The sequence below is a fragment of the Anabaena sp. CCY 9402-a genome, from assembly GCF_963920945.1.
GTDB classification, from domain to species: domain Bacteria; phylum Cyanobacteriota; class Cyanobacteriia; order Cyanobacteriales; family Nostocaceae; genus Trichormus; species Trichormus minutissimus.
In genome coordinates, this window is the sequence record NZ_CAWUDL010000040.1 from 1 (window position 1) to 23,514 (window position 23,514).

25 protein-coding genes and 1 pseudogene are annotated in these 23,514 nt (G+C 39.7%); 16 read left to right on the top strand and 10 right to left on the bottom strand.

The genetic code is table 11. From position 1 onward, the window contains the following. Positions 1 to 67: 67 nt before the first annotated feature. From ACM0OR_RS15800 to folD, 3 genes are all read right to left on the bottom strand, one after another. On the bottom strand, positions 68 to 532 hold the full coding sequence (locus ACM0OR_RS15800) for a divergent PAP2 family protein (RefSeq protein WP_323269062.1): 465 nt from the start codon (positions 530 to 532) through the stop codon (positions 68 to 70). A gap of 293 nt (positions 533 to 825) precedes the next feature. After that, positions 826 to 1,755, bottom strand: coding sequence for a geranylgeranyl diphosphate synthase CrtE (crtE, locus tag ACM0OR_RS15805; protein ID WP_414577291.1), 930 nt, complete (start codon positions 1,753 to 1,755; stop codon positions 826 to 828). Positions 1,756 to 1,903: 148 nt separating this feature from the next. Next, the gene (folD, locus tag ACM0OR_RS15810) at positions 1,904 to 2,803 is read right to left on the bottom strand and encodes a bifunctional methylenetetrahydrofolate dehydrogenase/methenyltetrahydrofolate cyclohydrolase FolD (RefSeq protein ID WP_414577292.1); all 900 of its coding nucleotides are present in this window, start codon (positions 2,801 to 2,803) and stop codon (positions 1,904 to 1,906) included. Between the two features lie 260 nt (positions 2,804 to 3,063). Here folD and ACM0OR_RS15815 point away from each other — a divergent pair, with 260 nt between their 5' ends. The 3 genes from ACM0OR_RS15815 (at position 3,064) to ACM0OR_RS15825 (ending at position 5,125) form a co-directional block, all read left to right on the top strand. Then, complete coding sequence (locus ACM0OR_RS15815; RefSeq protein ID WP_414577294.1) at positions 3,064 to 3,435, top strand: hypothetical protein; 372 nt, start codon at positions 3,064 to 3,066, stop codon at positions 3,433 to 3,435. A gap of 34 nt (positions 3,436 to 3,469) precedes the next feature. After that, a complete protein-coding gene (locus ACM0OR_RS15820) occupies positions 3,470 to 3,895 on the top strand; it encodes an NUDIX hydrolase (RefSeq protein WP_414577296.1) in 426 nt (141 codons plus the stop codon). A 129-nt stretch (positions 3,896 to 4,024) separates the two neighbouring features. Beyond that, entirely contained in the window at positions 4,025 to 5,125 is a 1,101-nt protein-coding gene (locus ACM0OR_RS15825; RefSeq protein WP_323269066.1) for an AI-2E family transporter, read from the top strand. A gap of 157 nt (positions 5,126 to 5,282) precedes the next feature. Here ACM0OR_RS15825 and ACM0OR_RS15830 read toward each other — a convergent pair whose 3' ends face one another. Continuing rightward, entirely contained in the window at positions 5,283 to 5,831 is a 549-nt protein-coding gene (locus tag ACM0OR_RS15830) for a PEP-CTERM sorting domain-containing protein (protein WP_323269067.1), read from the bottom strand. 376 nt (positions 5,832 to 6,207) lie between these two features. Between ACM0OR_RS15830 and ACM0OR_RS15835 the strand changes: the two genes are divergently transcribed. The 3 genes from ACM0OR_RS15835 (at position 6,208) to ACM0OR_RS15845 (ending at position 9,645) form a co-directional block, all read left to right on the top strand. Continuing rightward, positions 6,208 to 7,809: an alkaline phosphatase D family protein gene (locus tag ACM0OR_RS15835; RefSeq protein ID WP_323269068.1), complete on the top strand. Its 1,602-nt coding sequence runs from the start codon at positions 6,208 to 6,210 to the stop codon at positions 7,807 to 7,809. A 145-nt stretch (positions 7,810 to 7,954) separates the two neighbouring features. Beyond that, positions 7,955 to 8,566 (top strand): DUF4129 domain-containing protein, encoded by a 612-nt coding sequence (locus tag ACM0OR_RS15840; protein WP_323269069.1) that lies wholly within the window; start codon positions 7,955 to 7,957, stop codon positions 8,564 to 8,566. Continuing rightward, a complete protein-coding gene (locus tag ACM0OR_RS15845; RefSeq protein WP_414577299.1) occupies positions 8,563 to 9,645 on the top strand; it encodes a DUF4350 domain-containing protein in 1,083 nt (360 codons plus the stop codon). Before ACM0OR_RS15840 ends, ACM0OR_RS15845 begins: the two co-directional genes overlap by 4 nt. A gap of 87 nt (positions 9,646 to 9,732) precedes the next feature. On the opposite strand, the gene ACM0OR_RS15850 is transcribed toward ACM0OR_RS15845, so the two are convergent. After that, the gene (locus ACM0OR_RS15850; protein WP_414577301.1) at positions 9,733 to 10,713 is read right to left on the bottom strand and encodes a magnesium transporter CorA family protein; all 981 of its coding nucleotides are present in this window, start codon (positions 10,711 to 10,713) and stop codon (positions 9,733 to 9,735) included. Positions 10,714 to 11,017: 304 nt separating this feature from the next. On the opposite strand from ACM0OR_RS15850, the pseudogene ACM0OR_RS15855 reads away from it, so the two are divergent. The 5 genes and pseudogenes from ACM0OR_RS15855 to ACM0OR_RS15875 all read left to right on the top strand — a co-directional run. Then, positions 11,018 to 11,266: pseudogene (locus tag ACM0OR_RS15855) on the top strand (hypothetical protein); the annotation flags it as partial. A 147-nt stretch (positions 11,267 to 11,413) separates the two neighbouring features. Beyond that, the gene (locus ACM0OR_RS15860; protein ID WP_323268972.1) at positions 11,414 to 12,364 is read left to right on the top strand and encodes a MoxR family ATPase; all 951 of its coding nucleotides are present in this window, start codon (positions 11,414 to 11,416) and stop codon (positions 12,362 to 12,364) included. A gap of 146 nt (positions 12,365 to 12,510) precedes the next feature. Beyond that, on the top strand, positions 12,511 to 12,840 hold the full coding sequence (locus tag ACM0OR_RS15865) for a hypothetical protein (protein ID WP_323268973.1): 330 nt from the start codon (positions 12,511 to 12,513) through the stop codon (positions 12,838 to 12,840). Between the two features lie 212 nt (positions 12,841 to 13,052). After that, complete coding sequence (locus ACM0OR_RS15870) at positions 13,053 to 14,234, top strand: radical SAM protein (protein WP_414577304.1); 1,182 nt, start codon at positions 13,053 to 13,055, stop codon at positions 14,232 to 14,234. A 208-nt stretch (positions 14,235 to 14,442) separates the two neighbouring features. Continuing rightward, positions 14,443 to 15,321, top strand: a complete 879-nt coding sequence (locus ACM0OR_RS15875) for a hypothetical protein (RefSeq protein WP_323268975.1) — start codon at positions 14,443 to 14,445, stop codon at positions 15,319 to 15,321. Positions 15,322 to 15,389: 68 nt separating this feature from the next. Here ACM0OR_RS15875 and ACM0OR_RS15880 read toward each other — a convergent pair whose 3' ends face one another. Then, a complete protein-coding gene (locus ACM0OR_RS15880; protein WP_414577306.1) occupies positions 15,390 to 16,283 on the bottom strand; it encodes a LysR family transcriptional regulator in 894 nt (297 codons plus the stop codon). A 212-nt stretch (positions 16,284 to 16,495) separates the two neighbouring features. Here ACM0OR_RS15880 and ACM0OR_RS15885 point away from each other — a divergent pair, with 212 nt between their 5' ends. Next, complete coding sequence (locus ACM0OR_RS15885; RefSeq protein WP_323268977.1) at positions 16,496 to 16,795, top strand: hypothetical protein; 300 nt, start codon at positions 16,496 to 16,498, stop codon at positions 16,793 to 16,795. Here ACM0OR_RS15885 and ACM0OR_RS15890 read toward each other — a convergent pair. Both ACM0OR_RS15890 and ACM0OR_RS15895 read right to left on the bottom strand, forming a co-directional pair. After that, positions 16,782 to 17,312, bottom strand: a complete 531-nt coding sequence (locus ACM0OR_RS15890) for a GNAT family N-acetyltransferase (protein ID WP_414577307.1) — start codon at positions 17,310 to 17,312, stop codon at positions 16,782 to 16,784. The genes ACM0OR_RS15885 and ACM0OR_RS15890 overlap by 14 nt on opposite strands. 30 nt (positions 17,313 to 17,342) lie before the next feature. Beyond that, positions 17,343 to 17,897, bottom strand: a complete 555-nt coding sequence (locus ACM0OR_RS15895) for a pyridoxamine 5'-phosphate oxidase family protein (RefSeq protein WP_190708291.1) — start codon at positions 17,895 to 17,897, stop codon at positions 17,343 to 17,345. A gap of 266 nt (positions 17,898 to 18,163) precedes the next feature. Here ACM0OR_RS15895 and ACM0OR_RS15900 point away from each other — a divergent pair, with 266 nt between their 5' ends. After that, positions 18,164 to 19,165, top strand: coding sequence for a glutathione S-transferase family protein (locus ACM0OR_RS15900; RefSeq protein ID WP_414577309.1), 1,002 nt, complete (start codon positions 18,164 to 18,166; stop codon positions 19,163 to 19,165). Between the two features lie 71 nt (positions 19,166 to 19,236). Here the strand turns inward: ACM0OR_RS15900 and ACM0OR_RS15905 are convergent, their stop codons facing one another. Next, positions 19,237 to 20,064, bottom strand: coding sequence for an SDR family oxidoreductase (locus tag ACM0OR_RS15905; protein WP_414577310.1), 828 nt, complete (start codon positions 20,062 to 20,064; stop codon positions 19,237 to 19,239). A 421-nt stretch (positions 20,065 to 20,485) separates the two neighbouring features. Here ACM0OR_RS15905 and ACM0OR_RS15910 point away from each other — a divergent pair, with 421 nt between their 5' ends. Next, on the top strand, positions 20,486 to 20,614 hold the full coding sequence (locus ACM0OR_RS15910; protein WP_323268982.1) for a hypothetical protein: 129 nt from the start codon (positions 20,486 to 20,488) through the stop codon (positions 20,612 to 20,614). 303 nt (positions 20,615 to 20,917) lie between these two features. Continuing rightward, the gene (locus tag ACM0OR_RS15915; RefSeq protein ID WP_190708285.1) at positions 20,918 to 21,859 is read left to right on the top strand and encodes an N-acetylmuramoyl-L-alanine amidase; all 942 of its coding nucleotides are present in this window, start codon (positions 20,918 to 20,920) and stop codon (positions 21,857 to 21,859) included. Between the two features lie 78 nt (positions 21,860 to 21,937). Here the strand turns inward: ACM0OR_RS15915 and ACM0OR_RS15920 are convergent, their stop codons facing one another. Further along, positions 21,938 to 22,522, bottom strand: a complete 585-nt coding sequence (locus ACM0OR_RS15920; protein WP_414577312.1) for a hypothetical protein — start codon at positions 22,520 to 22,522, stop codon at positions 21,938 to 21,940. A gap of 323 nt (positions 22,523 to 22,845) precedes the next feature. Between ACM0OR_RS15920 and ACM0OR_RS15925 the strand changes: the two genes are divergently transcribed. Beyond that, a complete protein-coding gene (locus tag ACM0OR_RS15925; protein WP_414577313.1) occupies positions 22,846 to 23,493 on the top strand; it encodes a hypothetical protein in 648 nt (215 codons plus the stop codon). Positions 23,494 to 23,514 lie beyond the last annotated feature (21 nt).

The window sequence follows — 23,514 nt, forward strand, 5'->3', positions numbered from 1 at the left end:
TCACCTGTCACCTGTCACCTGTCACCTGTCACCTGTCACCTGTCCCCTGTCCCCTGTCCCCTATCACCTACCTATTGACCAATAAAGACCCAGCTAATAGAGAAATTGTTATCCCTAAAGCCGAACCTGCTATGACTTGTACAGGTGTATGTCCTAACAATTCCTTGAGGCGGTCTTGGTTAAAGTCTGGTTTTTCATGAAATAATTCATCAATCATTTGATTGAGGATGCGGGCTTGCTTACCGGCAGCTTGGCGCACTCCGGCTGCATCATACATGACGATAATAGCAAAAATTGTAGCCAAGGCAAAGTCAGGCGATGCCCAACCCAGGGTTTGTCCAACACCAGTGGCCAGAGATGTCACCAAGGCTGAATGCGCACTGGGCATACCTCCAGTGGTTACTAAAACACGGACATTCAGTTTGCGGTGTTGAACTAGCTCAATCACCAGCTTTAATGCTTGAGCTAAAAAACAAGCTGCCAGCGCAACCAGCAGCACCCGGTTGTCGAAAATGTCGCCTATGTCCTGCATGGTCTTTTGGTTCGGTTAGTCAGTATTAGCAGTAGTCGTTTTTCACAGAGTACGTTGAGATGCAACCCAAAATGCAGTTTCACCTTTACTCATTACTCATTACTCATTACTCATGAGAACGTTGAGATGCAACCCAAAATTCAGCGTCACCACACTCCAATTAAAAATACCCTACGGGTAGGCAGGCTTACGCTAACTCAGGAAAGCAAGCTACAAAATCCAAAATTTACAGCCCATTGTGATTGATTGCAATGGGTTTTTGTATTTAATTTGGAATTTCCCCAGATGTTAATCTAATGATTGCGACTGGTGATAAATTGAGCGAGTGCTTTGAGTGGCTGTGCTAATTCCCCAAATGGGTTTAGTTCTGCACAGGCAGACTCAATTAGTTCTTGGGCTTTGGCACGGGATTTTTCAATACCCCACAGACTAGGATAGGTAACTTTTTGCGCTACGAGGTCTTTACCTGCGGTTTTGCCTAATTGCTCTTGGGTACAGGTTATATCGAGAATATCATCAATGATTTGAAATGCTAGTCCGATGTTTTGGGAATAACGCGTGAGTCTTTGTACATCTTCACATGATGCGCCTGCGACAATTCCGCCGCAGACAACAGAGGCTTCTAGAAGGGCAGCTGTTTTATGGTTATGGATGAAGTTGAGGGTTTCTAGGGGAATATCTGACTTACCCTCTGAATCTAAATCGACCACCTGACCACCAACTAACCCCGCAGCACCTAATGCTTTTCCCATTCGGGCAATAACTTGCAATACCCTCTCCCTAGCTACACTTTCAGGTGTATGAGTCGCAACCAATTCAAAGGCGTAAGCCAATAAGCCATCGCCAGCTAAAATTGCAATGTCATCACCATAGACTTTGTGATTTGTCAGCCTACCACGACGGTAATCATCATTATCCATTGCTGGCAAGTCATCATGAATCAATGACATGGTGTGGATCATTTCTACTGCACAAGCCGTAGGCATGGCCATTTCGATTGTGCCGCCCATCATTTCACAGGTAGCTAGGCAGAGAATGGGACGCAGACGCTTACCTCCAGCTAATAGCGAGTAGCGCATTGATTCATAAATTTTTTCTGGATAAATGACAGGAAGAGACTCATCCAGCGCAGCTTCACAAAGTTTTTTTCGCTCTTGAAGATAAGCTGTTAGGTTAAATGAGGCTTTTTCTGGCATCTTCTGAAGGTTATCAGCTGCTACCATCCTTAGAATTCCTTAAATTTTTGGCTTTTGGCTATTTGTCATACACGTCACAATTTTAAGATGCTCTGGAGTCAAAAGATTAACTAATACTTCATTAATCAAGGAAGATGAATGATAAATGATGCGTTATGTTACATTTCATAATTTTTCATTTATCAATTAAAATTCCCTTCTCCTTTGCTGCTTTTAAATAGCTGGCAAATGTATTTTCTAACAACAGAGCCACCGTCATTGGTCCGACACCGCCAGGAACTGGGGTGATATATGCCGCGACATTAGCCGTTGGTGCAAATTCAACATCGCCAACTAAGCGACTTTTGCCACTATGATCAGTGACGCGATTTATTCCCACATCTACCACAACAGAGCCTGGTTTCACCATGTCAGCAGTAATTAATCCGGGGATACCTGCGGCGACAACGAGAATATCAGCGTTTCTAATGATACTGGTGATGTCTTGCGATCGCGAATGGGCAACAGTAACAGTAGCATCTGCTTCTAGTAGCATCAAGGCCATCGGTTTGCCAACTAAAATACTGCGTCCTAGCACTACCGCCTGTTTTCCCGCCAAAGGAATGTCATACTCTGCTAATAGGCGCATCACTCCTGCCGGCGTGCAACTGCGTAAGCCTGCTTCCTCTCTTACCAGTCGCCCTAAATTGACTGGATGCAGTCCATCAGCATCTTTATTTGGGGTAATTTGATGCAGTAACTTGACAGAATCTAAATGTTTTGGTAATGGTAGCTGTACGAGAATACCATCTACTTGTTCATCTTCGTTGAGTGTAGCGATCGCATCTTCTAATTCCTCTTGAGTGGTTTCTTTAGGAAAGTGTTTCCCAAAAGAAGCAATACCCACCTTAGAGCAAGATTTTTCTTTGTTACGCACATAAGCAGCAGAAGCCGGGTTATCACCAACCATCAACACCGCTAACCCAGGAGGACGGCCGATTTTGGGTTGTAATTCCTTGATTTGAGAAGCCAGTTCTTGCTGAATTTTTTCAGCTAAAGCTTTACCATCCAAGATTGTGGCAGTTTTTGTTTCCATAAGAATTCCTAAATTTCAGTATAGACAAGTTTTAATAGTCAATAGTCATTAGTTATTGAATCAATAGTTACAAATAACCTTACTTGTAGATTATTATGGCGTTGCCGCCCAATTGTCTATTTTCTCATATTGGGGACTGGAGATTGAGGACAGGTAACAGGTGACAGGGGACAGGTGACAGGTGACAGGTGACAGGTAACAGGTGACAGGTGACAGGGAAAAGAATTAATGACTCTAATCTATTTTTTAAATTACAAATTATGAATTACAAAGTACGAATTGGTATTACCTTAGTCTTAGTGGTGGGACTTTGTAGCTGTGCGCCTTTGAATGTGTCTGGCTTGAAAGGCAATAAAATTAGCTTTGGTAGCAATGTGACGGCGATTCAGAAAATTAAAGCCACACCAGACAAACAAGGTACTGTTTATGTCCAAGGGAAGGTAGAAAGAAAAGTTCCCTTATTAAAGCGTTGGGCATATTTAATTAATGATGCCACTGACCAAATTTGGATTGTTACTAATGAAAGCAATTTCCAACAGGGGGAGACAGTAGTCATGCAGGGTAAATTACTATACCAAAGTATTCCCATCGCTAAAAAAGATTTTGGGGAGGTTTATTTAGAAGAAAAGTAATAATACTTAACATAGATTCCGGTAATAAGATAGTATGAATGACCAAAAAATTCATGTAGCGATCGCCATTCTTTACCAAGATAATAAATTTTTAATGCAACTGCGGGACAATATCCCCAATATTCCCTACCCTGGTCACTGGGCGTTGTTTGGCGGTCACATCGAACCTGGCGAAACACCAAATGTAGCAGTACAGCGAGAAATTCTAGAAGAAATCGGCTACACTCTGCCACCTTTTGTGCAATTTGGCTGTTATCCCGATGAAAAAGTTGTGCGTTATGTCTTCCATGCACCCCTACTGGTAGAATTCCATCAATTGGTGTTAAATGAAGGTTGCGATATGGCGTTATTAACACCAGCAGATATTAGTCAAGGTAAATTTTATTCAAAAAACCTTGGAGAAGCAAGACCTTTAGGTTCTGTAGCCCAGCAAATCTTATTAGACTTCATTAGTCAATAGTCATTAATTCTTCTTCCTATCACCTGTCACCTGTCACCTGTCACCTGTCACCTATATCCCCTATCCCCTGTCACCTATCCCCCCATACCAGACACAATAAAGTTATAGCGCGTGTGGAGTCACCACTAAATGCAATCAATAAACAAATTGCCTCGATGGTTAACTGTGGGACTGGCGTTTCCTGTAGCTATTCTCAACGGTTGGCTATTAATTCAGGTTGTACAGTATTTTCAACCCTTGGTGAGCGTTTTAGCATCTGCCACCTTGTTGGCTTTTGTTTTAGATTATCCCATCCAATTTTTTCAAAGCCGTGGAGTGAAACGCAACTTGGCGATTGTTGGCGTATTATTGTTAGCTGTGGTGATTTTAGTAGGCTTAGGTCTAACCTTAGTACCACGGATCATCGGACAGCTGAATGAACTAGTTAATATTCTGCCTCATTGGATTGATTCTGGCGTTCAACAGCTTGACGTTTTGCAAAATTGGATAGCAACGCAAACTTTACCCGTAAATTTGAGCGGTTTAGCCACACAGATTTTAGAGCGATTTTCTAACCAATTGCAGTCTGCAACTGGTAAGATATTGGGTTTGGCTTTCGATACTATTGGGGTTGTGGTGAATGTGCTACTGGCGGTAGTGCTAACTATTTATATGGTACTAAATGGCGATCGCTTGTGGGATGGCATTTATCAGTGGTTTCCCTCTCACATCGGCTCGAAAGTCCGGCAAATACTACGGGAAGATTTCCATAATTACTTTATCGGTCAAGCCACATTAGGTGCTGTACTGGCCGTAGTGGTGACATTAGCATTTGTAGCGTTGCGAGTTCCTCTAGCACTACTTTTTGGGATTGGTATTGGATTGTTCTCTCTGTTTCCCTTTGGTACAGGTATTGGAATTACTATTGTTAGTTTATTAGTCGCTTTAGAAAACTTTTGGCAGGGAGTAGAAGTTTTAGGGGTAGCCGTCGCCATCGACCAAATCAACTCTAATTTTGTTGCACCACGCATTCTTGGTAATTTGACTGGTTTGAATCCTGTTTGGGTGGTAGTTTCTTTGTTATTGGGAGCTAAATTAGGCGGCGTTCTAGGTTTATTAGTTGCTATTCCTACCGCCAGTTTTATTAAAGATATAACCGATACTTGGCGGTCTGGGGAATTCAATCAGATAGAGAATACAGAATCAGACTCAGCAAAGGTTGAAGGTGAAGTAGTAGTTACCCATAGCTAAGTAATAGGAAGTGAATTCACACAACCCCTCTCTTGGTAGGGGAGAGTTTCGGAGAGGGGTTTTTGAATTCGTTGAACTCACTTTAATTAGACAAGAAAACGTAGCATTCCTAAATTTCTACATTCATTCTTTGTCAACAGATGCTAAATATCTAAACTTAAGCTTTAACTTTTTTCATTGGTCTTGCTTTTCTTTTGACTATTAAACTAAGACCACAAACAAGAATAGCACCTCCCATAGTTGTAGGCTCAGGTACTTTGGTATAAGTTACTTGACCAAAACCAATTTCAGTATTTTGAGAAGTGCCATCAAGAATTGTCAAATCTTCCCCAACTATTTCATAGAAAAATTCAGCAGGATTAACTTTATCAAAAAAGAAATAGCTTAGTTCTACAGATGGACTTCCTGTAGAAGATGGAGTCAAGGATACAACAGGGAAGTCTGGATAGGCTATATCATCTTGTTCTGTATAAATATTAGAGTCTCCGTCAAATTGAAAATAAAGTGACTGAACTATTGCTTCTGGAAAAATACCACTACTAAAAGTTGCGTCATCAAAACTAAAAAAGCCTTTTCCTGTCTTTGTCGGACTATCAACATTAAACGCATAATTAACAATAGCAGCAGATGCGGATTTTACATCTACGGCAGAAAAACATACAGCCAGACTAGCAGCAGTTAAAACTAAATTTTTAACTAATTTCATCTCAGTTTCCCTCACAATAAAGTTCTGCAATTAATGCACACAGCAAATTGTAAAAATAAGCTGACTTTAACTGTCTTATTGCTCAAGTTTTTTTGAACTTACAAGCAAGCACAGTAATTATTATTTATTAACACTATGCAAAGACAGTAAATAAGTCGCTAATTACTTAGACCTAGCTCATTTTTAGATAGTTAGTTTAAGCAGAATTTAATTAGAGGTAAAATGATACTCGATTATTTACACTATTAAGTTTTGTAACTGATTTCTAAGAAATTTTTATTAACCCTGGGATAACTCTATCTTTACGTATTGTCGTAAGAGCATATGGTAAACACTTATCCTGTAATACTTTTGCAGGATATTGCTATTAATTAGTATGGAATCTAATCATTCATTAAAGCTAAATCGTCGTCGGTTTTTGCTAAGTTCAGCTGTAACAGCCGGTGGAATTATTACCACAAACCTTGTATCAAAATCACAAGTTTTTGCCCAAGCACCTGCAATTATTACCTCAGATAGAATGCGTCCTGCTGTACCTTATGGCATAGCTAGCGGAGACATCACGAATAATAATGTAGTGATTTGGAGTAAGAGCGATCGCGCGTCCAGAATGATCGTAGAATATTCTACTAGCCCAGCTTTTAGTAGTGTGCAGCGCGTTTTAGGTCCACAGGCTTTAGCAGATAGCGACTTTACAGCCAGATTAAATCTCAGAAATTTGCCACCTAATCAACAAATCTTTTATCGGGTGCTGTTCCAAGATTTAAATCAAGATACCTACAGTGAACCTGTCAATGGAACTTTCCACACTCCCGCGATAACTGGACGAGATATTTGCTTCGTTTGGGGTGGAGATACTGCCGGTCAAGGATGGGGTATAAATCCTGAATTCGGTGGGATGAAAATTTACGAAACTATGCGCCAAATGCAACCCGACTTTTTCGTCCATTGTGGCGACACTATTTACGCGGATGGCATCATTCAATCCCAAGTCACACTAGATAATGGCACAATTTGGCGCAATATTACCACAGAAGAAAAATCTAAAGTAGCAGAAACACTCAAAGAATTTCGTGGTAACTATCAATACAACTTACTAGATGAAAATTTGAAGCGTTTTAATGCAGAAGTTCCCATGCTGGCACAGTGGGACGACCACGAAGTCACCAATAACTGGTATCCTGGGGAATTTCTTCTCAGTGACAATCGTTATATAGTTAAGGATGTTGACTTGTTAGCACAACGGGCAAGACAAGCCTTTTTAGAATATATGCCCATTGGCTATACAACCAATAATACAGACCAAGCTAGAATTTATCGTTCCTTCAACTATAGCCCCTTGTTAGATATTTTCATGCTAGATGAGCGTACCTACAGAGGGCAAAACACTCCTAATAATCAGCCAGTACCCGGCAAAGATACCGTTATGCTGGGTAGCAAACAAATCCAATGGATAAAACGCCAATTGCTGACATCCAAAGCAACATGGAAAGTAATTTCCAGCGATATGCCCCTAGGACTGATAGTTAGAGATGGTAGCAGAGACTTTGAAGCTTGGGCTAATGCAGACAATGGCGTACCATTAGGTAGGGAACTGGAAATAGCTGATTTACTCCGATTTATTAAACAGAGAAATATCAAGAATGTTGTGTGGATAACTGCTGATGTGCATTATGCAGCCGCCCACTACTACGACCCTAATAAAGCGCAGTTTCAAGACTTCAAACCTTTCTGGGAGTTTGTCGCCGGGCCTCTGAATGCTGGGACATTTGGGCCAAACACACTAGAAAATACTTTCGGGCCACAATTGATATTCCAGAGCCTACCTCCAGGTACAAGAGGAAATCGACCCCCAAGCGAAGGTTTACAATTCTTTGGTGCAGTCAAAATCAATGCTGCTACAAAGGTGATGACAGTATCACTACGTAACTTGGTAGGGCAAACTGTTTACAGTACAGATTTGCCACCAGAAGCTTAGTTAAATACTACACAGTCTAAGTCCGGATGGTGCGCGGACTTAGCCTAAATTAGGTCTTTGTAGATTATTTACAGCACTTTCTGCAATAGGTAGAGGGCAGGAGGTAGAAGGCAATATTATAAATATAACCTTTGCCTGTTTTTTTATGTCTACAGAAGCTTTTGCAAAAACTAGCTGGGAGTGGCAGCTATCTCAGTTCCAACAACAAATAGGAGAATGGTTAGAATACCAGTTTTATCGCTTTGAAAAAGTTCTCCCTGAATTTTCTCCTAACTGGAAACTCAGCCCTTGGGTGGCTAATTTACTGAACTTTTTGTTTTGGTTAGTAGTAGCTTTATTTGTGGCCGGAGTGATTTGGCGATTATGGCAAGAATTCAGTCCTTATATATATGCGTGGCTGGGTAATAATGGTAATTCTGCCCGTTATCGCTCAAAAATGTCTAACGAAAATGTCTCTCTAACAACTTTGTTGGAGCGATCGCAACAATTCTATCGTCAAGGTAACTACCGCGAGGCGTGTCGTTGTCTTTATTTAGCAATTTTGCAGCATCTGCATGATACAAAAATTCTCCTTCACCAACCCAGTCGCACCGATACAGAATATCTACAATTGCTGAAATTATCTAGTCAAACTTCTATCCAACCATACGAAACTTTGATGACAACTCACGAACAATTATGTTTTGGCAATGGGGAGATGTTACCAGAAAATTATGAGCAGTGTCGCCAAGCTTATCGGGAGATTACACAGCAATGAAGTCCTCAAAACGTAATGCTTGGATAGGTGCGATCGCGATCGCTGTAATAGTTATATTAAGCTTTATCGCTGCCCCCACTACTAAAATTTACATAGGTTCTAGCTATAGCCGCGCCGCCGATGGCTACGGTGCTTGGTACGCTTATATGCAGCAGCAAGGAACTACCATTCAACGTTGGCAAAAACCCCTAGAAAAGCTAGAAACTGAGAAAAAACCAGCCACCCTGCTCAGAGTTATGAGTTATTTGAGAGAGCCAGATTTGTTACCTGATGAGCAACAATGGTTAGACAAAGGCAATGATTTAGTAATTTTAGGTGTGCGATCGCGAGTTAGTCTATCAGATTTTCATACGCTGCAAGCATCGCCACTGGGTGAAGTTAAGATTGCTACACGCAGACGTTATCAAAAAGCTAAACAATCAGATATTTCTTTAGGCGATCGTTTTGGATCTGTGGTTTGGCAAAGCACACGCAAGCAAGGTAAAGTCTTGTTCTCCACGACTCCCTACTTGGCCGCCAACGCCTATCAAGACGACTTGAATAATTTTAAATATCTAGCCAGTTTAGTTAACCGAAAAGGCAACCAATTATTTGTAGATGAATACATTCACGGTTATAAAGATGCCGATGTCAAAGAAATAGAAGGTGAAGGAAACCTAATCGATTATTTGGCAAAAACTCCTCTATTAGCCCTACTCGTACAAGCTGGTATTTTATTGTTAGTGCTGATTTGGTCACAAAATCGCCGTTTTGGTCAATCAACAGCTTTAGAGACACCAGTGATAGATAATAGTGAAGCATATATCCAAGCTTTGGCAGGTGTATTACAAAAAGCTGAATCCAGCGATTTTGTTGTCGAAATGGTGGGAAGAGAAGAACAATTACAACTCCAAAAAGCTTTGGGATTAGGATCAGTACCGCTAGAACACCAAACTCTGCTAGACCTTTGGGTCAAAAAAACAGGTAAAAATGCCGCAGTATTAGATACTGTCTTAAAATTGCCAGCACGCAAACGTCGTGTCAGTCAACGAGATTTATTCAACTGGCTAGCAAAATGGCGAATCTTGAGGGAGTTTTAAATGAGTAATGAGTAATGAGTAATGAGTAAATTTCATTACTTATTACTTAAACCCTTGAATTTACGGTAAGTTTTTTTAGCAATGACACTACAACCAACGTTGTTGTTTAGCAAATGCAATACTAATAACTACAATTAATATGATCACACTAATCACAGCAGGATAAGACCAAGGTTGCTCTAGCTCTGGCATATATTTAAAGTTCATTCCGTAAAAACCAGTAATGAAAGTAATTGGTAAAAATATAGTCGAAAGGATAGTTAAACGATCAATTCGCTCACTAGTTTTACTGGCAATGTTATCGCGTTGAATTTCCATTAATTCTGACATCCAAGCTCTCAACGCTTGATATTCTTGCCAGAGATGATCAATTTGATAAACTAATTCTTCATTAAATAATACTTTTACTGGCTGAGTAATCCACGGGAAATCTTCATAATTCATCCGAGTTAGAAGTGACTTGATATTTTGAAAATTACGCCGACCGGAGCGGGTAGATTGCCTCATCGCCGCAATTTTATGGTAAGTTGTTTCATCCCCAGAATTTGCTAATACTTCATCCTCTAAATCATCGAGTTGTCTAGAAATAAATTCAAATACGCTATGATAATTGTTTAAAATATCTTTTAAAATTAAATATAAAATATAATCGACACCCCTGTTTTGAACATCTATAGTTCGCTTTTGAATATTATTGATGAGTATAGTTAAAACTTTGACTTCCGTTATTTCAAAAGTAATAATAAAATTTTTACCTAACACAGTGCTACCACGTGCCACTTGAAATTCTTGATTTTTAACTTGATGCGTGAGGATTTCATAGCCATCAAATAAGCAATCTTCTATATCTTCATCAATGCCTGTAAGGGAACGGTTAAAAATCATGTCAATCCGAGATGGATTGATTTGGAAGTGGTTAATAATTTTTGCAGTTCCAGTCCGATCCCGAAAGTGAATACAGCGCAACCAGATATTATGAGAACCATCAATTCTTTTCAGTACCGTATCAACATCTTTATTAGAAAAAAATTCCAGGTGATTCTGAGAGAAAGTCAGGAGAGTTAGCATATAGAGATCCTACTTCATTTTTGCTCATTACCACTTGATAATTGACTGAAAATTACAACAACTTGTGATTTCCATAAATATCACGAATTTGTTGATCGCGTATGATGTGTGCGGCTAGCGATTGAGTCAATACTCCACACCTATGAAGGCGATGATCTCCAACCGACCAGATACCGTTGGCGAATTCATTAAAAGGGTGGTTTTTGGAACTTTTGTTGAGGGATTACCACGGTGGCATAAGGATTTCCAGCGTTAAAAAACATTTCGCCAACGGTATCCCGACCATAGGCGATCGCTTGCCAATGAGTTACAGCCGGGAAACCCCGTTTGGCTACCAGAAATTGGTTTAGGAATTGGTTGTGAAAGAGGAAATTATTGTGGAATAACGCGGGAATGGATGTATTGGTACGATGAAGCAGGAAAGCGTTATCTCACACCAGAAGAACAGATTAAACAAGCACAACAACAGGCTAAACTTGCAGAACAACGCGCTCAAGAGTTGGCGGAACAATTAAGAGCATTGGGAATAAATCCTGATCATCTGGATAAATAAGAGGGACTGGGTACAAATTAAGTCAAAAGTCATAATTTATGCAAAGTTAGGTAATATACTGACCTGACAGCAGTCATAATTGAAACTGCGATTTTTAGATTCTGTTTGACTTTTTCCTCGTCTCCCTCCTGTTCTGCACTGAAATCTATGAGTGAAACCCGTCCAGTCTTAATTAACCTTGGCGAAAACCTTAACCAAATTATCGTCGGACAATCCAGCCTAGTACACCAGCTACTCATAGCACTATTATCAGGCGGACACATTATTTTAGAAGGTGTACCAGGAACTGGTAAAACTCTCCTTGTGAAAGTTTTAGCCCAACTTATCCAAGCAGAGTTTAGCCGCGTGCAATTAACACCAGATGTCTTACCGTCAGATATTACTGGGACAAATATTTTTGACTTAAATAGTCACAGTTTCACGTTGAAAAAAGGGCCTGTATTTACCGAAGTTTTACTCGCAGACGAAATTAACCGGACTCCTCCTAAGACACAAGCAGCTTTGTTAGAAGCAATGGAAGAGATGCAAGTCACGCTGGATGGAGAAAGTTTGCCATTGCCGGATTTATTTTGGGTAATTGCCACACAAAACCCCCTAGAATTTGAGGGGACTTATCCTTTACCAGAAGCGCAACTAGACAGATTTTTATTCAAGCTAGTGGTAGATTACCCTGACCAATCTGCCGAAAAGCAAATGTTATTAAATCGTCAGGCTGGTTTTGCTGGGCGACGTTTAGAGATTAACCGTTTGCAAGCAGTTACAACGGTAGCAGAAATCTTACAAGCAAGACAAGCAGTTAAAAACGTCAAGGTATCTGAGACAATTATTGACTACTTGTTAGCATTGGTGAGAGCATCACGCCAGTCGGTTGATTTGGCTTTGGGTGCATCACCCCGCGCTGCTGGTGCTTGGTTACAGACTTCTCAAGCTGCGGCGTGGTTAGCTGGACGAGATTTTGTCACCCCAGATGATATTAAAGCAGTTGCATCGCCTTTGTTGCGTCATCGCTTAATTTTGAAACCTGAAGCGATGCTGGATGGTTTACAAATTGATGTGGTAATTGCATCGGTGATGAATCAAGTACCAGTACCCAGGTAGTAATCATTATTAAGTGATGTTTCGCCGACAGAATTTTCACTGCTGTTATTCTTATGAGATTGCATAAAGCTTCGGAATCCAACCTAATTAGCAAATGTAAGGGAAAAAAACCCATCCAAGCTAATTCATAATTGGAGTTAATACCGATGAATGTCAATATTCGCTTTACTATGGCTATGATTCTCACCATTACTGGAACTCTGATTACGACAGTGGCAAAGGTAAATGCTCAATCTGTTGAGGAAGTTCAATCTCAGCCTTTGTCTACTCAAGTAAGTCCTCAAATTTTACGCAAAGTGGATATTTTGCGCCCGAACAGCAAATTCAACAGCCAAACGCAGGATCGATTCAGATTATTTGATCAGTTCCGCGATAATACGCCTGGATGGATAGAAGTAAAAAAAGATCCTTTTCAACGACGAATCGAGCAATTGCGCCCATCTGCTGTCGATACATTTCAGAAAATTGGTCATTAATTTGACAATCTTTCTTAGGGTTAGTCAGATATTGAAAATCAGTTAATTATTAATAAATTAACTCCTCTGACCTACCCTATGAATGTATCATTTGCATAAGTCCTGAAGAACCTTAATTTTTAATTAAGAATAATAATTACTGGTTGTTTGTATTAATTAAAATTACAAACAACATTTTTTAAAATTCTTCTAGCAAAACATAAAATTTAATTATGAATAAGCGAAAATTAGTTCAATTTGTCATCAAAACATCTAAGCATTGCAATTTGCGTTGTCGCTATTGCTATGAATATGAAGGGTTGGCAGATAAAACAGCCATCACTCTTGAGCAAATAGAAAATCTCTTTCGTCATGTTGCTGACTATTATCGCAATTTAGATTTTCCTGTTGATATTGAATTTATTTGGCACGGTGGAGAGCCATTGCTGCAACACCCTAGTTTTTATTGGCAAGCATTTGATCTACAAAATCAAATTTTTGATCATCCTAGCGATCGCGTCACTAATGCAGTGCAAACTAATCTAACTTTACTGGATCGGGAACGTTTAAGATTATTGTCGGAAGGGTTTGATCATGTAGGTGTATCTATAGACTTATTTGGCGGATTAAGGGTCTATCAAACTGAATTAGAGTCCCAAGACCGTGTGCTTAAAAATATGGATAAGCTATTGGATGCTGGGATTAGATTTGGCTGCATCACCGTCTTAAATAAGCGCAATATTGATCGGATTGCTGACATTTATCAGTTCTATCGTTCGATGAGCTTATCTGCCAGAATTCTCCCTCTGTTTAAAGGTGCTTTTGATAATCAACACGCTGGTTTTGAAATTACCGCATATGAAACTTTGGCAGCCTATAAAAAAATTTTCGATATCTGGATTGCAGATGATGAATTTGTATCCATAACACCTATTTCTGATGCAATTCAACAGGTCGTCTATCATTATACTCCCGATGCACCAACAGTTTTTTATGATAAGCGCGAGTGGGAATGTATTTATCTAGTTAATACGGATGGAAACCTTTATAGCTACGCCGATGCTTACAATCTAGAACGTAGCCACGGTAATATCTTTACCACGCCGATGAATCAATTAATCGATAATGAACAGCATTGGCGAATTGTCAAAGATGCAGAATCACGTATTGAACAAACTTGTAGTAATTGTCAATATTTTGGTAGTTGTAGTGGTTATCCAATGGCAGAAGGTAGCCGTGAGTATTATGAAGTTGATGATCGAGGTGTTATGCAATGTATTGTTGAACAAGGGATATTAAAATACATTGATTTCCGATTTCGTGAAATGGGTATTATTGACCAGGAGAATTATAAGATGGTTCTAGACCGTCTTAATGTTAATAGAGAAGTAAACACAGCATTAAGCTACGCTTAAACAAAGATAGATTGATGTAATTGTTAATTCTACCTGATGGTATTAGCATTGGCATTCATGAATAATACAGTTCAGTTAATATTTATGGGCGGATAGATGATGTTTTTGCTCTATTCTGAACTGTATTTGTCTTGATTGTAACTTTTTGTAATGCACTAATTTGAATAATATTTTCACTATTTTAGTATATTTTTATGGAACTCAGTATATGAATCAAATTATTGAAGATATGAAAATTATTTTGGATAGAAATGTAGAATTAAATCCCGAACGATTTTTCTTAAATAATGGTACTAGTATATTATCCGCAGCCGAGGCAAATAATCTTAATTACCTACAAAATTGCTTTATACCTACACAGGAATGGCGAAAAGTCAATTCAGTTGAACTAGAGCAATTAACTTCGATTGATGACTTGCACGGTAATTGGGATTTGGGTGGTCATATAGGTATTATTACAATCCCTGAATATCTGATTCAACCCTTGAGAGAAATTATTAGAACAATCGATATAGATTTGAGTCATTTAAGAGATGGTATGAGCAAAGTTACATTGCACCCTAACTATCAGTATGCAATACAAGCAATCCGCGCTCATCTCCAACAATATACTTTAATGACCAATGACGAAATAAAAACATTGGGAATACACTGTTCTAAACCTCAATTAATAACAACAACAGTAAATACTATTAAATATCTTCCTCGCCAGCCTTATGTAGGATTGCATTTAGATAGTTGGGAAAATTCACCTTTAAAACGTAGACATTTATCTAGTAATCGAATCTGTATCAATATTGGACAAGAGAATCGCTATTTTCTGATGATCAATCTTTCCTTAATGAAGATATTTCATTTGTTAGGGTTATCAACTATAAGTGATATCTCTAAACATTATCGTGGGGTGAAACTACCATCAGATTTTATGCTGTATTTTCCCACATATCCAGTGATGAAGATGACTTTAGCTCCCAATGAAGCTTACATTGCACCAACTGAGAATATTATTCATGATTCATCAACTTTAGACAAGCAGGAATTGGATTTTAGTCTAACTTTTCTGGGAAAATTTGGTATTTTGCATTGAGATAAAACTAGTATTTGATTTGTGAAAAACCTCATTACATCTCTCATTTTCTTCTCTCCTATTCCCTGTTAATAAATAGATTTAGCTAAAGTGTAAAAATCAAAGTCTTTGAACATTTCTAAAAATTTAAACACCGCCGGAATATGTAAAGAATCAGATAAAACAGCTATCCCCATGACTCTTTCTAATGGTTTGGGTAGGCTATAAACTTGCACTTCTGGAGGAATTGGCACTGCTGCTAAACGTGGCAGAATGGCTGCACTTAATCCTTGATTAACTAAACTAACAATAGTTGAGTCTTCTTGAATGTTGCTAGTGGTTTTGATGAAAGATGCTACTTGTTTTAAGTGATGATGTAGAGGTCTTCCACATGGTAGACAAGCAAGTATAACTGGTGAATATGTGTCTATATCTTCCCAAGTAATTTTTAAATCGCTAATTTTAGCTTTTGGCGGAAGTAAAACAACATACTCATCCCGCAAAATTTCCCAGGCTGCAAATTCATCACTAGTGGGTACATAAGTAATACCCAAATCGGCACGTCCTTCACGCAAACATTGTTCTGCTTCCAGATAAGAAAGACATTCGATCATTGTGACAGAAATGTCTGGGAATTGGTCGTGAAATTGGGCGATCGCTTTTGGTAATAAATGAGTAGCTACACTCCGAAAAGATGCTACCCGCACGTGACCACCATGTAAACCTTTATGCAGGTTGGCTTCTTGCTGCATCATCTCTAGATGCTGCATTGCTTGGCGAGCATGATGTAAAATTCGCTCTCCCGCAGGTGTCAAAACCGCGCCATAACGACCTCTGGAAAATAAAGGTACACCTAGTTCCTCTTCTAAAGTAGCGATCGCATGACTAACTGCCGGTTGGGTAAGTTGTAATTCTAAAGCTGCTTCACTGAAATTGCCGCGCTCCGCTACTGCAACTACGGCGCGAAGTTGGGAAATTTTCATGGACAATTTATGATGTTAATTTTATACAATCATTTACTTAATGACGGGTCAAAAACAATTTCAGAGAATTTTATTCTGAATCTATATCCTTTATTCTGACATCTTTTGTTTTCTATAAATACAATTTATAGAAACTATACAAGCCATGATTTGATTACAAATAGGGATGTTGTTAAAGTGATGTTGACTCGATCACAATCAGGAATAATCTTATGCAAGATGATATTGGGTGTCTACAATCTAAAGACATAGAAACACCTACTAGCATAATATTTAGACATAATTTCTGCTGGGGATTTTTACATAAAATTTGGCAAAAAGTAGTAAAAATATTACTAACAGAATCAAACGAAATTCAGGTTAATCAAAAGGTTGACCGTCACGGTAATAAATATTGGCAGGCCTACGACCCTGTAACAAGGATGTCTTTTACTTCAGGTTCAGAGGTTGATATCCGTATGTGGATTGAACAAATCTACAAGTATCAACAAACTAACTCTAGTAATTGGTAATATTCCTGCTTTTCAAATCTAGTTTCATCTTTAAAGATATCCCACCAACTCGGTTAATTTTTTCACTACCCGGAATGACTTCCCAACCCAACTTTTGATATAAATGTAAGGCTGGATTAGATTGTCGGATACTCAGGGATATTGAGGGATAAACAACTTTAGCGGCTGCTAGTAAATGTGTCATTAACTCTGTACCAATACCTTGATTTCTATATTCAGGGTAAACTGCGATCGCTAATTCAGGTGTTTGCTCATCAACAAAACCATACCCTTGATTTTCCCCAGCTAGTAAACGCAACCATACCGCCCCTATTGACTGCTGGCTACTTACCAAAGTAGCCACAAAACCCATGTCATCTTTTAAACCCCAATTGCTGACATATCTTGCCAACTCAGGATGATTCCTGGCATCCTGTACCGTCAAATCACCTTCTTCTGCCATGTGCGCTGCTTCATAGAGCATTTCCCACAAGAAAGGTTCGTCCTGTTGTGTAAGTTGACGAATTGCGTAATCCATGATCTAAATTTTCCTAAAAAGTCACTCTACTCAAGGTAATTTACTCAGGGGAGTAGCTAGACCGTCAATGCTTACAAGATTTTTCTGTTGTTGATAGTCTTTGACTCCCTGTTCTCCTTTTTTATCCGCCCAATTAACTAGAGTTTGGCGTTGACCCTTATATTCATAAAGTGGTACACCAAAACCACAGGATGTTTGCACACGTTCCACATCCACAATGATAATTTGACGAATTCCAGGGATTGGCGGAAACAATGAATACAAGGAATGCCAATCAGGGGAACTTGGTAGAATTGTTCTGCCCCGTCCATAGAGACGTAAGATGCAAGGGGGTTCTTCAAAGGCGCAAAACATCAAAGTAATTCGCCCGTTTTCTTCTAGATGGGCTGAAGTTTCGTTGCCACTGCCGGTTAAATCTAGGTAAGCGACCTGATGGGGAGAAATCAGCCGCAAACAATCTAATCCTTTAGGTGATAAATTCACATGACCATCAGGACTCAGGGGTGCAGAAGCAACAAAGAATAGTTGTTGAGCTGCGATAAAGCTTTGCAGTTGTGCTGTAATACAGTCAAAAACTTTAGCCATAGACTATAAAAACAGTGAGTAGGGAGTAGCAAAATACTTTACCATTGATATCTGATTTGGTTAAGTCTGATTGCGCAGCTAGGACTATTTTAAGCTTTTGATGGTGTCTTGATAGTAAGTAATCAAGCCCTCAATAATTTTAACTAAAATGCGATCGCATTTTAGTTGCGTAGCGAAGGGTAGCCACAGGTTTTTCCGTTAGGATTTTATCAGGCGCAAGTCAAAAGACACAATCTTGATTTATTCCACCGGGGAAGGTATTCACCATGACTGGTATCACCAAGACTAAGAAAAAGGGTAAGTCTTTACCTCCTAAGCTCATCATTGGCATGGGTAAATTTGTGTGGACAAATATTTGGCAGATAATGATGTCAAAACTTGCTCCTCGAAATCAATCAGGAGAGTATATTCGTCCTAGTAGCGAGTTTAGAAATTTTATCCAATCCGGGGGAAATAGTCCCTATCAACCAGCAACCGGACGTTATACCCTTTTCATCGGCATGGGTTGTCCTTGGGCGCACCGCACGCTAGTAGTTCGGGCGTTGAAAGGATTAGAAGCAGCCATATCAGTATCAGTGGTTTCTCCGTCTGCGGAGTCGGGTGGTTGGGTGTTTGACTCCCCTGAGGAAAATTGTTCTACTCTGGCTGAATTATATGCCCTTGCCAAACCTAGGTATAGTGGACGTTCTACAGTGCCAGTGTTATGGGACAAACAAACAAAGACTATTGTGAATAATGAGAGTGCAGATATTATTATCATGCTGAACTCTGAATTTAATGAGTTTGCCTTAAATCCCATACTGAATCTCTACCCAGAGGAGTTAAAACAAAAAATTGAGTCTTGGAATGAGAAAATTTACAGCTATGTCAACAATGGGGTGTATCGTTGTGGTTTTGCTCAGACACAAGAGGCTTACAACAAAGCTTGTGATCAGCTATTTACAACTCTGGATGAGATTGAGGGTACACTGGCTGATAGTAAATATCTGTGCGGAGATAATATTACTTTAGCCGATGTGCGACTGTTCACGACGTTATTCCGGTTTGATATTGTCTATTACGGTTTGTTTAAGTGTAACCGCCGCCGAATCAAGGATTATGAGCATTTGAGTGTCTATTTGCGTAACTTATATCAGCTACAAGGCGTTGCTGATACTTGTGATTTGGAGAGTGTGAAGCGAGATTATTATGGCAATCTTTTCCCCCTCAATCCCGGTGGTATTATTCCCTCCGGGCCTGATATGTCATATTTGAATCTTGATTGCTGATGAAACCCGAAGAACCCCACCCCGTTCACCCAAAACACAGTATATTTTGGGCTATTTTTATTGGCTTTTTATCACTCCTGGATTTTACTTAGCTGAGAAAATAGTTTTTCCCAGTCAATTGCAGGTGGTCTGCTTCCTTTATTGACTAATTCAAAAACTTGTCCTTCAGTCGATGGGTAAAAAAGAGATTCCACACAAGCTGCCGCGACATCAATTCTACTAGCATCACCTGCTAGGGTATCACCTTTACCAACAACTACATCTAACTTACTGTCTGTAGTAGCTTTCAAAAGAGTATTGAGATCGTAGGAAGTATAAGGGCCATCAATCAAGCGTCCTGGACGAATGATTGTGTAAGGTAATCCCGAATTGATAATTGCTTCCTCACCCTTTTGTTTAGCATCCAGCACACCAAAGCTATTGAGAATACTAAAAGGGGGTTGATTTTTACGGAGAATTCCCACCGATGAAATAAAAACAAACCTTTTCAGAGTGCTGGGTACAACAGCAACGAAGTTACTTACACCCACAAAATCAACCTTTTCCGGTGTATTTTTTGCCTTAGCTTCTCTGTAGTCAGTATCCAGAAAAATCTTTACCCAATCAATCAGGTTAGGTTTGGGGTCAAAATCCCATCTAGCAGAAGGAAAAGCAGTAGTTCCAGTACAACAGATGATGTGAGTGACATTCTCTACTGCTGCGGTGAGTGTGCTTGGTTCGCGGATATCCCCAACCACAATTTCTACCTTGTCATCAAACATCTTTGTAGCTTTTTGTGCATTCCGAGTTAGAGTACGTACCCTGACATTCTTCTCCAAAAGTTTTCCTACTACCAGTTGTCCCACACCACCAGTTGCACCAGCAACTAACACCAAATCATCATCTTTCATCAAAGTCATAACTGTTCCACAGATAGCCTACTGTTAATCTACTCAAAATATGAGTACGCAGTTTGCTACCACAGGCTTAATTTGTAATTCCCTATGTACCAGTTATCTTGTGGATGAGGGTGATTTCCTAATCCCCAATCCCCAATAAGTCAAAAGCCCGGCTGTGATAACCGGGCTTTTGATAATTGTAAAGGGGATATATTCCCCAAAGGGTTCAATATAAAGTTTCTGTATAAACCGTTGTATTTGACTCTACTAATCATTAATACCACTGCGTTTTGAGGATTTCCGGAAAATTAGCAAAATTTTTTGAGAAAATCAATCCAGGAAACTACTGAGAGTATAAACGCGTAGACTGGAGAATGGAGGAGAATTTCTGGTTATTTACCGCATTTTTACTGATGAATAATCTATCTGGTAGCTGGCAAGAGTGGTTAACGGTATCAATTTATTTGGGGTTGACAGTATTTGTGATGTGGTGCGTGTTCGCTACACAGAGGAGGTGAGGGGACAGGTGACAGGTGACAGGGAAGAAAAGCTAACGACTAATGACTCTTGACTAAATACTTAAACCAACACACACTTATGGAGGCGATGGTCTCCGACCGACCGTAGGCCATTGCTTGCTTATGGAGTAGATTTGTATTCAAGACGTTGGTGCAGATATATTTTGTTAAAATACGAACTTGGTAAATAAAATTATTCTCAGTAATATGTTGGTTGTGCAATGTCGCTGTCATAGCGATCGCCTAGGGTGGGCGAAATGCCAACGCCTACGGTGGTGCGGAGCATCATCGCACACACTCAACACGGCAAATAAACAGCATTGGGAGTATTGGAAAAATCAGTTGAGGATTAACACATGAAATATGGCATTGATATCGGACATAATTCCCCACCAGATACCGGAGCTAGAGGGATAAAATTTGAGGATAATTTAAATGTAGATGTTGGGAATAGAGTTATATCTAAGTTACAAGCTTTAGGACATGAAGTCATATCGTGTAAGCCTGATCGGTCTACGTCAGTCCAAAATTCACTCTCACAAAGATGTAACAAAGCTAATGCTGCTAGAGTTGAAGTCTTTGTTTCAATCCATTTTAATGCTTTTAACGGACAAGCTAACGGGACGGAAGTCTTTGCCGCTAGTGATTCAGGTAGAAGAATTGCCCAACCTGTATTAAATGAAATTGTTAAACTAGGATTTTTTAACCGTGGGGTTAAGAATGGATCTCACTTATTTGTCTTGCGAAATACAAATATGCCGGCAATTCTTGTAGAGTGTTGCTTCATAGATTCACAAAAAGATATGAATCTGTTCGATGCTGAAGCAACAGCCAATGCAATTGTTAAAGGCTTGACAGGTAAACTACCTAGCGTTCCAGTAAATTCTGTTCCAGATGAAGAACAGAATATAGATACTAGTGTGATGAGACTGCAAAAGTCTTTAAATCGGCTCAAAATTACCGATAGAAATGGCAAAGTATTAGTTGAAAATAATCAACTCAACGCCGAAACAAAATTTGCCATAGAGAGATTTCAAGGCATTGTTGGTATTGAAAGAACTGGTATTGTCGGGGAAACTACTTGGAGCATAATTAATCAGATTTTAGCCAAACGCATCATCAGACCTAATCATGCTGGCGGCCCAGTAGTCAAATATATACAATACCGAGTAGGTGTAGATGCTGACGGTATTTTCGGACCACAAACAGAAGCAGCAATTAAGAGATTTCAAAGACAAAATGGGTTACTTGCTGATGCAATCATCGGGCCAGCGAGTTGGCAAAAGTTAATTGGTTAGTTTACCCAAGTCTGCGGCCAAAAAGTTAAAAGTCAAAATGTGAAGATTTTCTTACTTTTGACTTTTGACTTCCTTTAATTAACCACGATTCCGTTCTAATAACAGCATCATGAGCAAGCTGAGTATAACTTGTTCTTCTTCGCGATCGCTGAGTTGATCGACTGGTTTAATGATAAATTTTCGAGAAAGAAACGTCGGGATTTTCTCTAACCGCATCACAACCGTACCATCAGCCCGACTCACCAAATACACAGGATTGAACACATAACCAGTGAACAACCCCAAAATCGGGATTTCTGCCAATAGTGCATCTGCAACCTTTACCCAAGGATTTTGCTCTTGAATATTTAAATGAGTCGTATCACCATCAAAGATATCATAACGAGCTTTCCACAGGGATTTTAACCCACGGCGTTTGACTGCACCAATATAAGCACCGTTACTGTCGGTGAAGTCATACCGAGCTGAGAAATCAATAATGCGATCGGCTTTAACATAGTAAAGAGGACGAGTACGTTCCGCATCAGCAAAGACGGTAATCGCTTCTTTGAGTTTGAATAATTTTTGCTTAACGTAGAAAACCAAATTATTTTGGGAATCAGCAACAGATATTTGTGGTGCGAATGCCCAGAGTTTAAACGTAAGTTCCAGTGGATACTGCATAGTGTCAATGAAAACAACCGAATTTATAACTTCATTATTAATCCCATTTATGACCAATGTATAACAAGCCACCAATTAATTAATATGAAGAGTGCAGAGTTGAAAGTGCTGTTAGCGGTAGCGAGGCGTTGAGCAGCGTACTCTTTTTCTTACTCAGCACTCAGCACTAAAGTGCTGACTACAAACCCTCAAAACTAGGGTTGAGATTTTTTCCAGAAAAATTGGCAAGGGGTTGCATAAACAGACAAAGGTCAACCTATTGAATCAGTGAAGGGGTTTCAACCCAAACTACACATCAACACTGAAATTTGAGGAACATGACCATGAAATTACGCCACTTAACCAGTTCTTTACTCACCGCAACTGCATTATTAACCAGCACACTTCCCGCTTTTGCCGGGCCTTTTGATGCTCAACCCGCAGGTATTTTTAAGCCTATTAATGTAGTCCCCAGTAAAGTTGGCAATACAACTCCTAGCACACCCGCACCTATCAGTAACCCAGTCGGTAACACGGAAATTCAAGGCTTAGGCGACCATCAATCTTGGGTTGATCCCAACACACTAGCAAAAGACCCCCGCGCTTTGTGTAGTGATGTCGGTTTAGGTAACAACACCCGCACCAGCAACAGCAAAATCGCCTTAGCTACATCTACCAGCACTCGTTCTAGTTCTTCTCGCAGCCATAATGATGGCGGTGGCGGTGGTGTCAGCATCTTTGGTATTGGTGTCAGTGGTAATGGTAGTAGCCAAGGCAACCAAAGTAACAGTAACTCCAAAGATACCAGCAACAACAGCACAGATGAACGTAGTAGCAGTTCTGCAACTGTAGTTCAAGGAAAAAATTGTGATGCGTTCGTTAACTCCGCCGCCGCTAGGGATATGAACTACCAAGATAACCTCACCCGCCGCTATGAAATCAAAACTGGTCGTCGTGGACAACAGGTTAACCAATTACTCGAAGATAAATAATAATTAGAGGTGTAAGGGTAA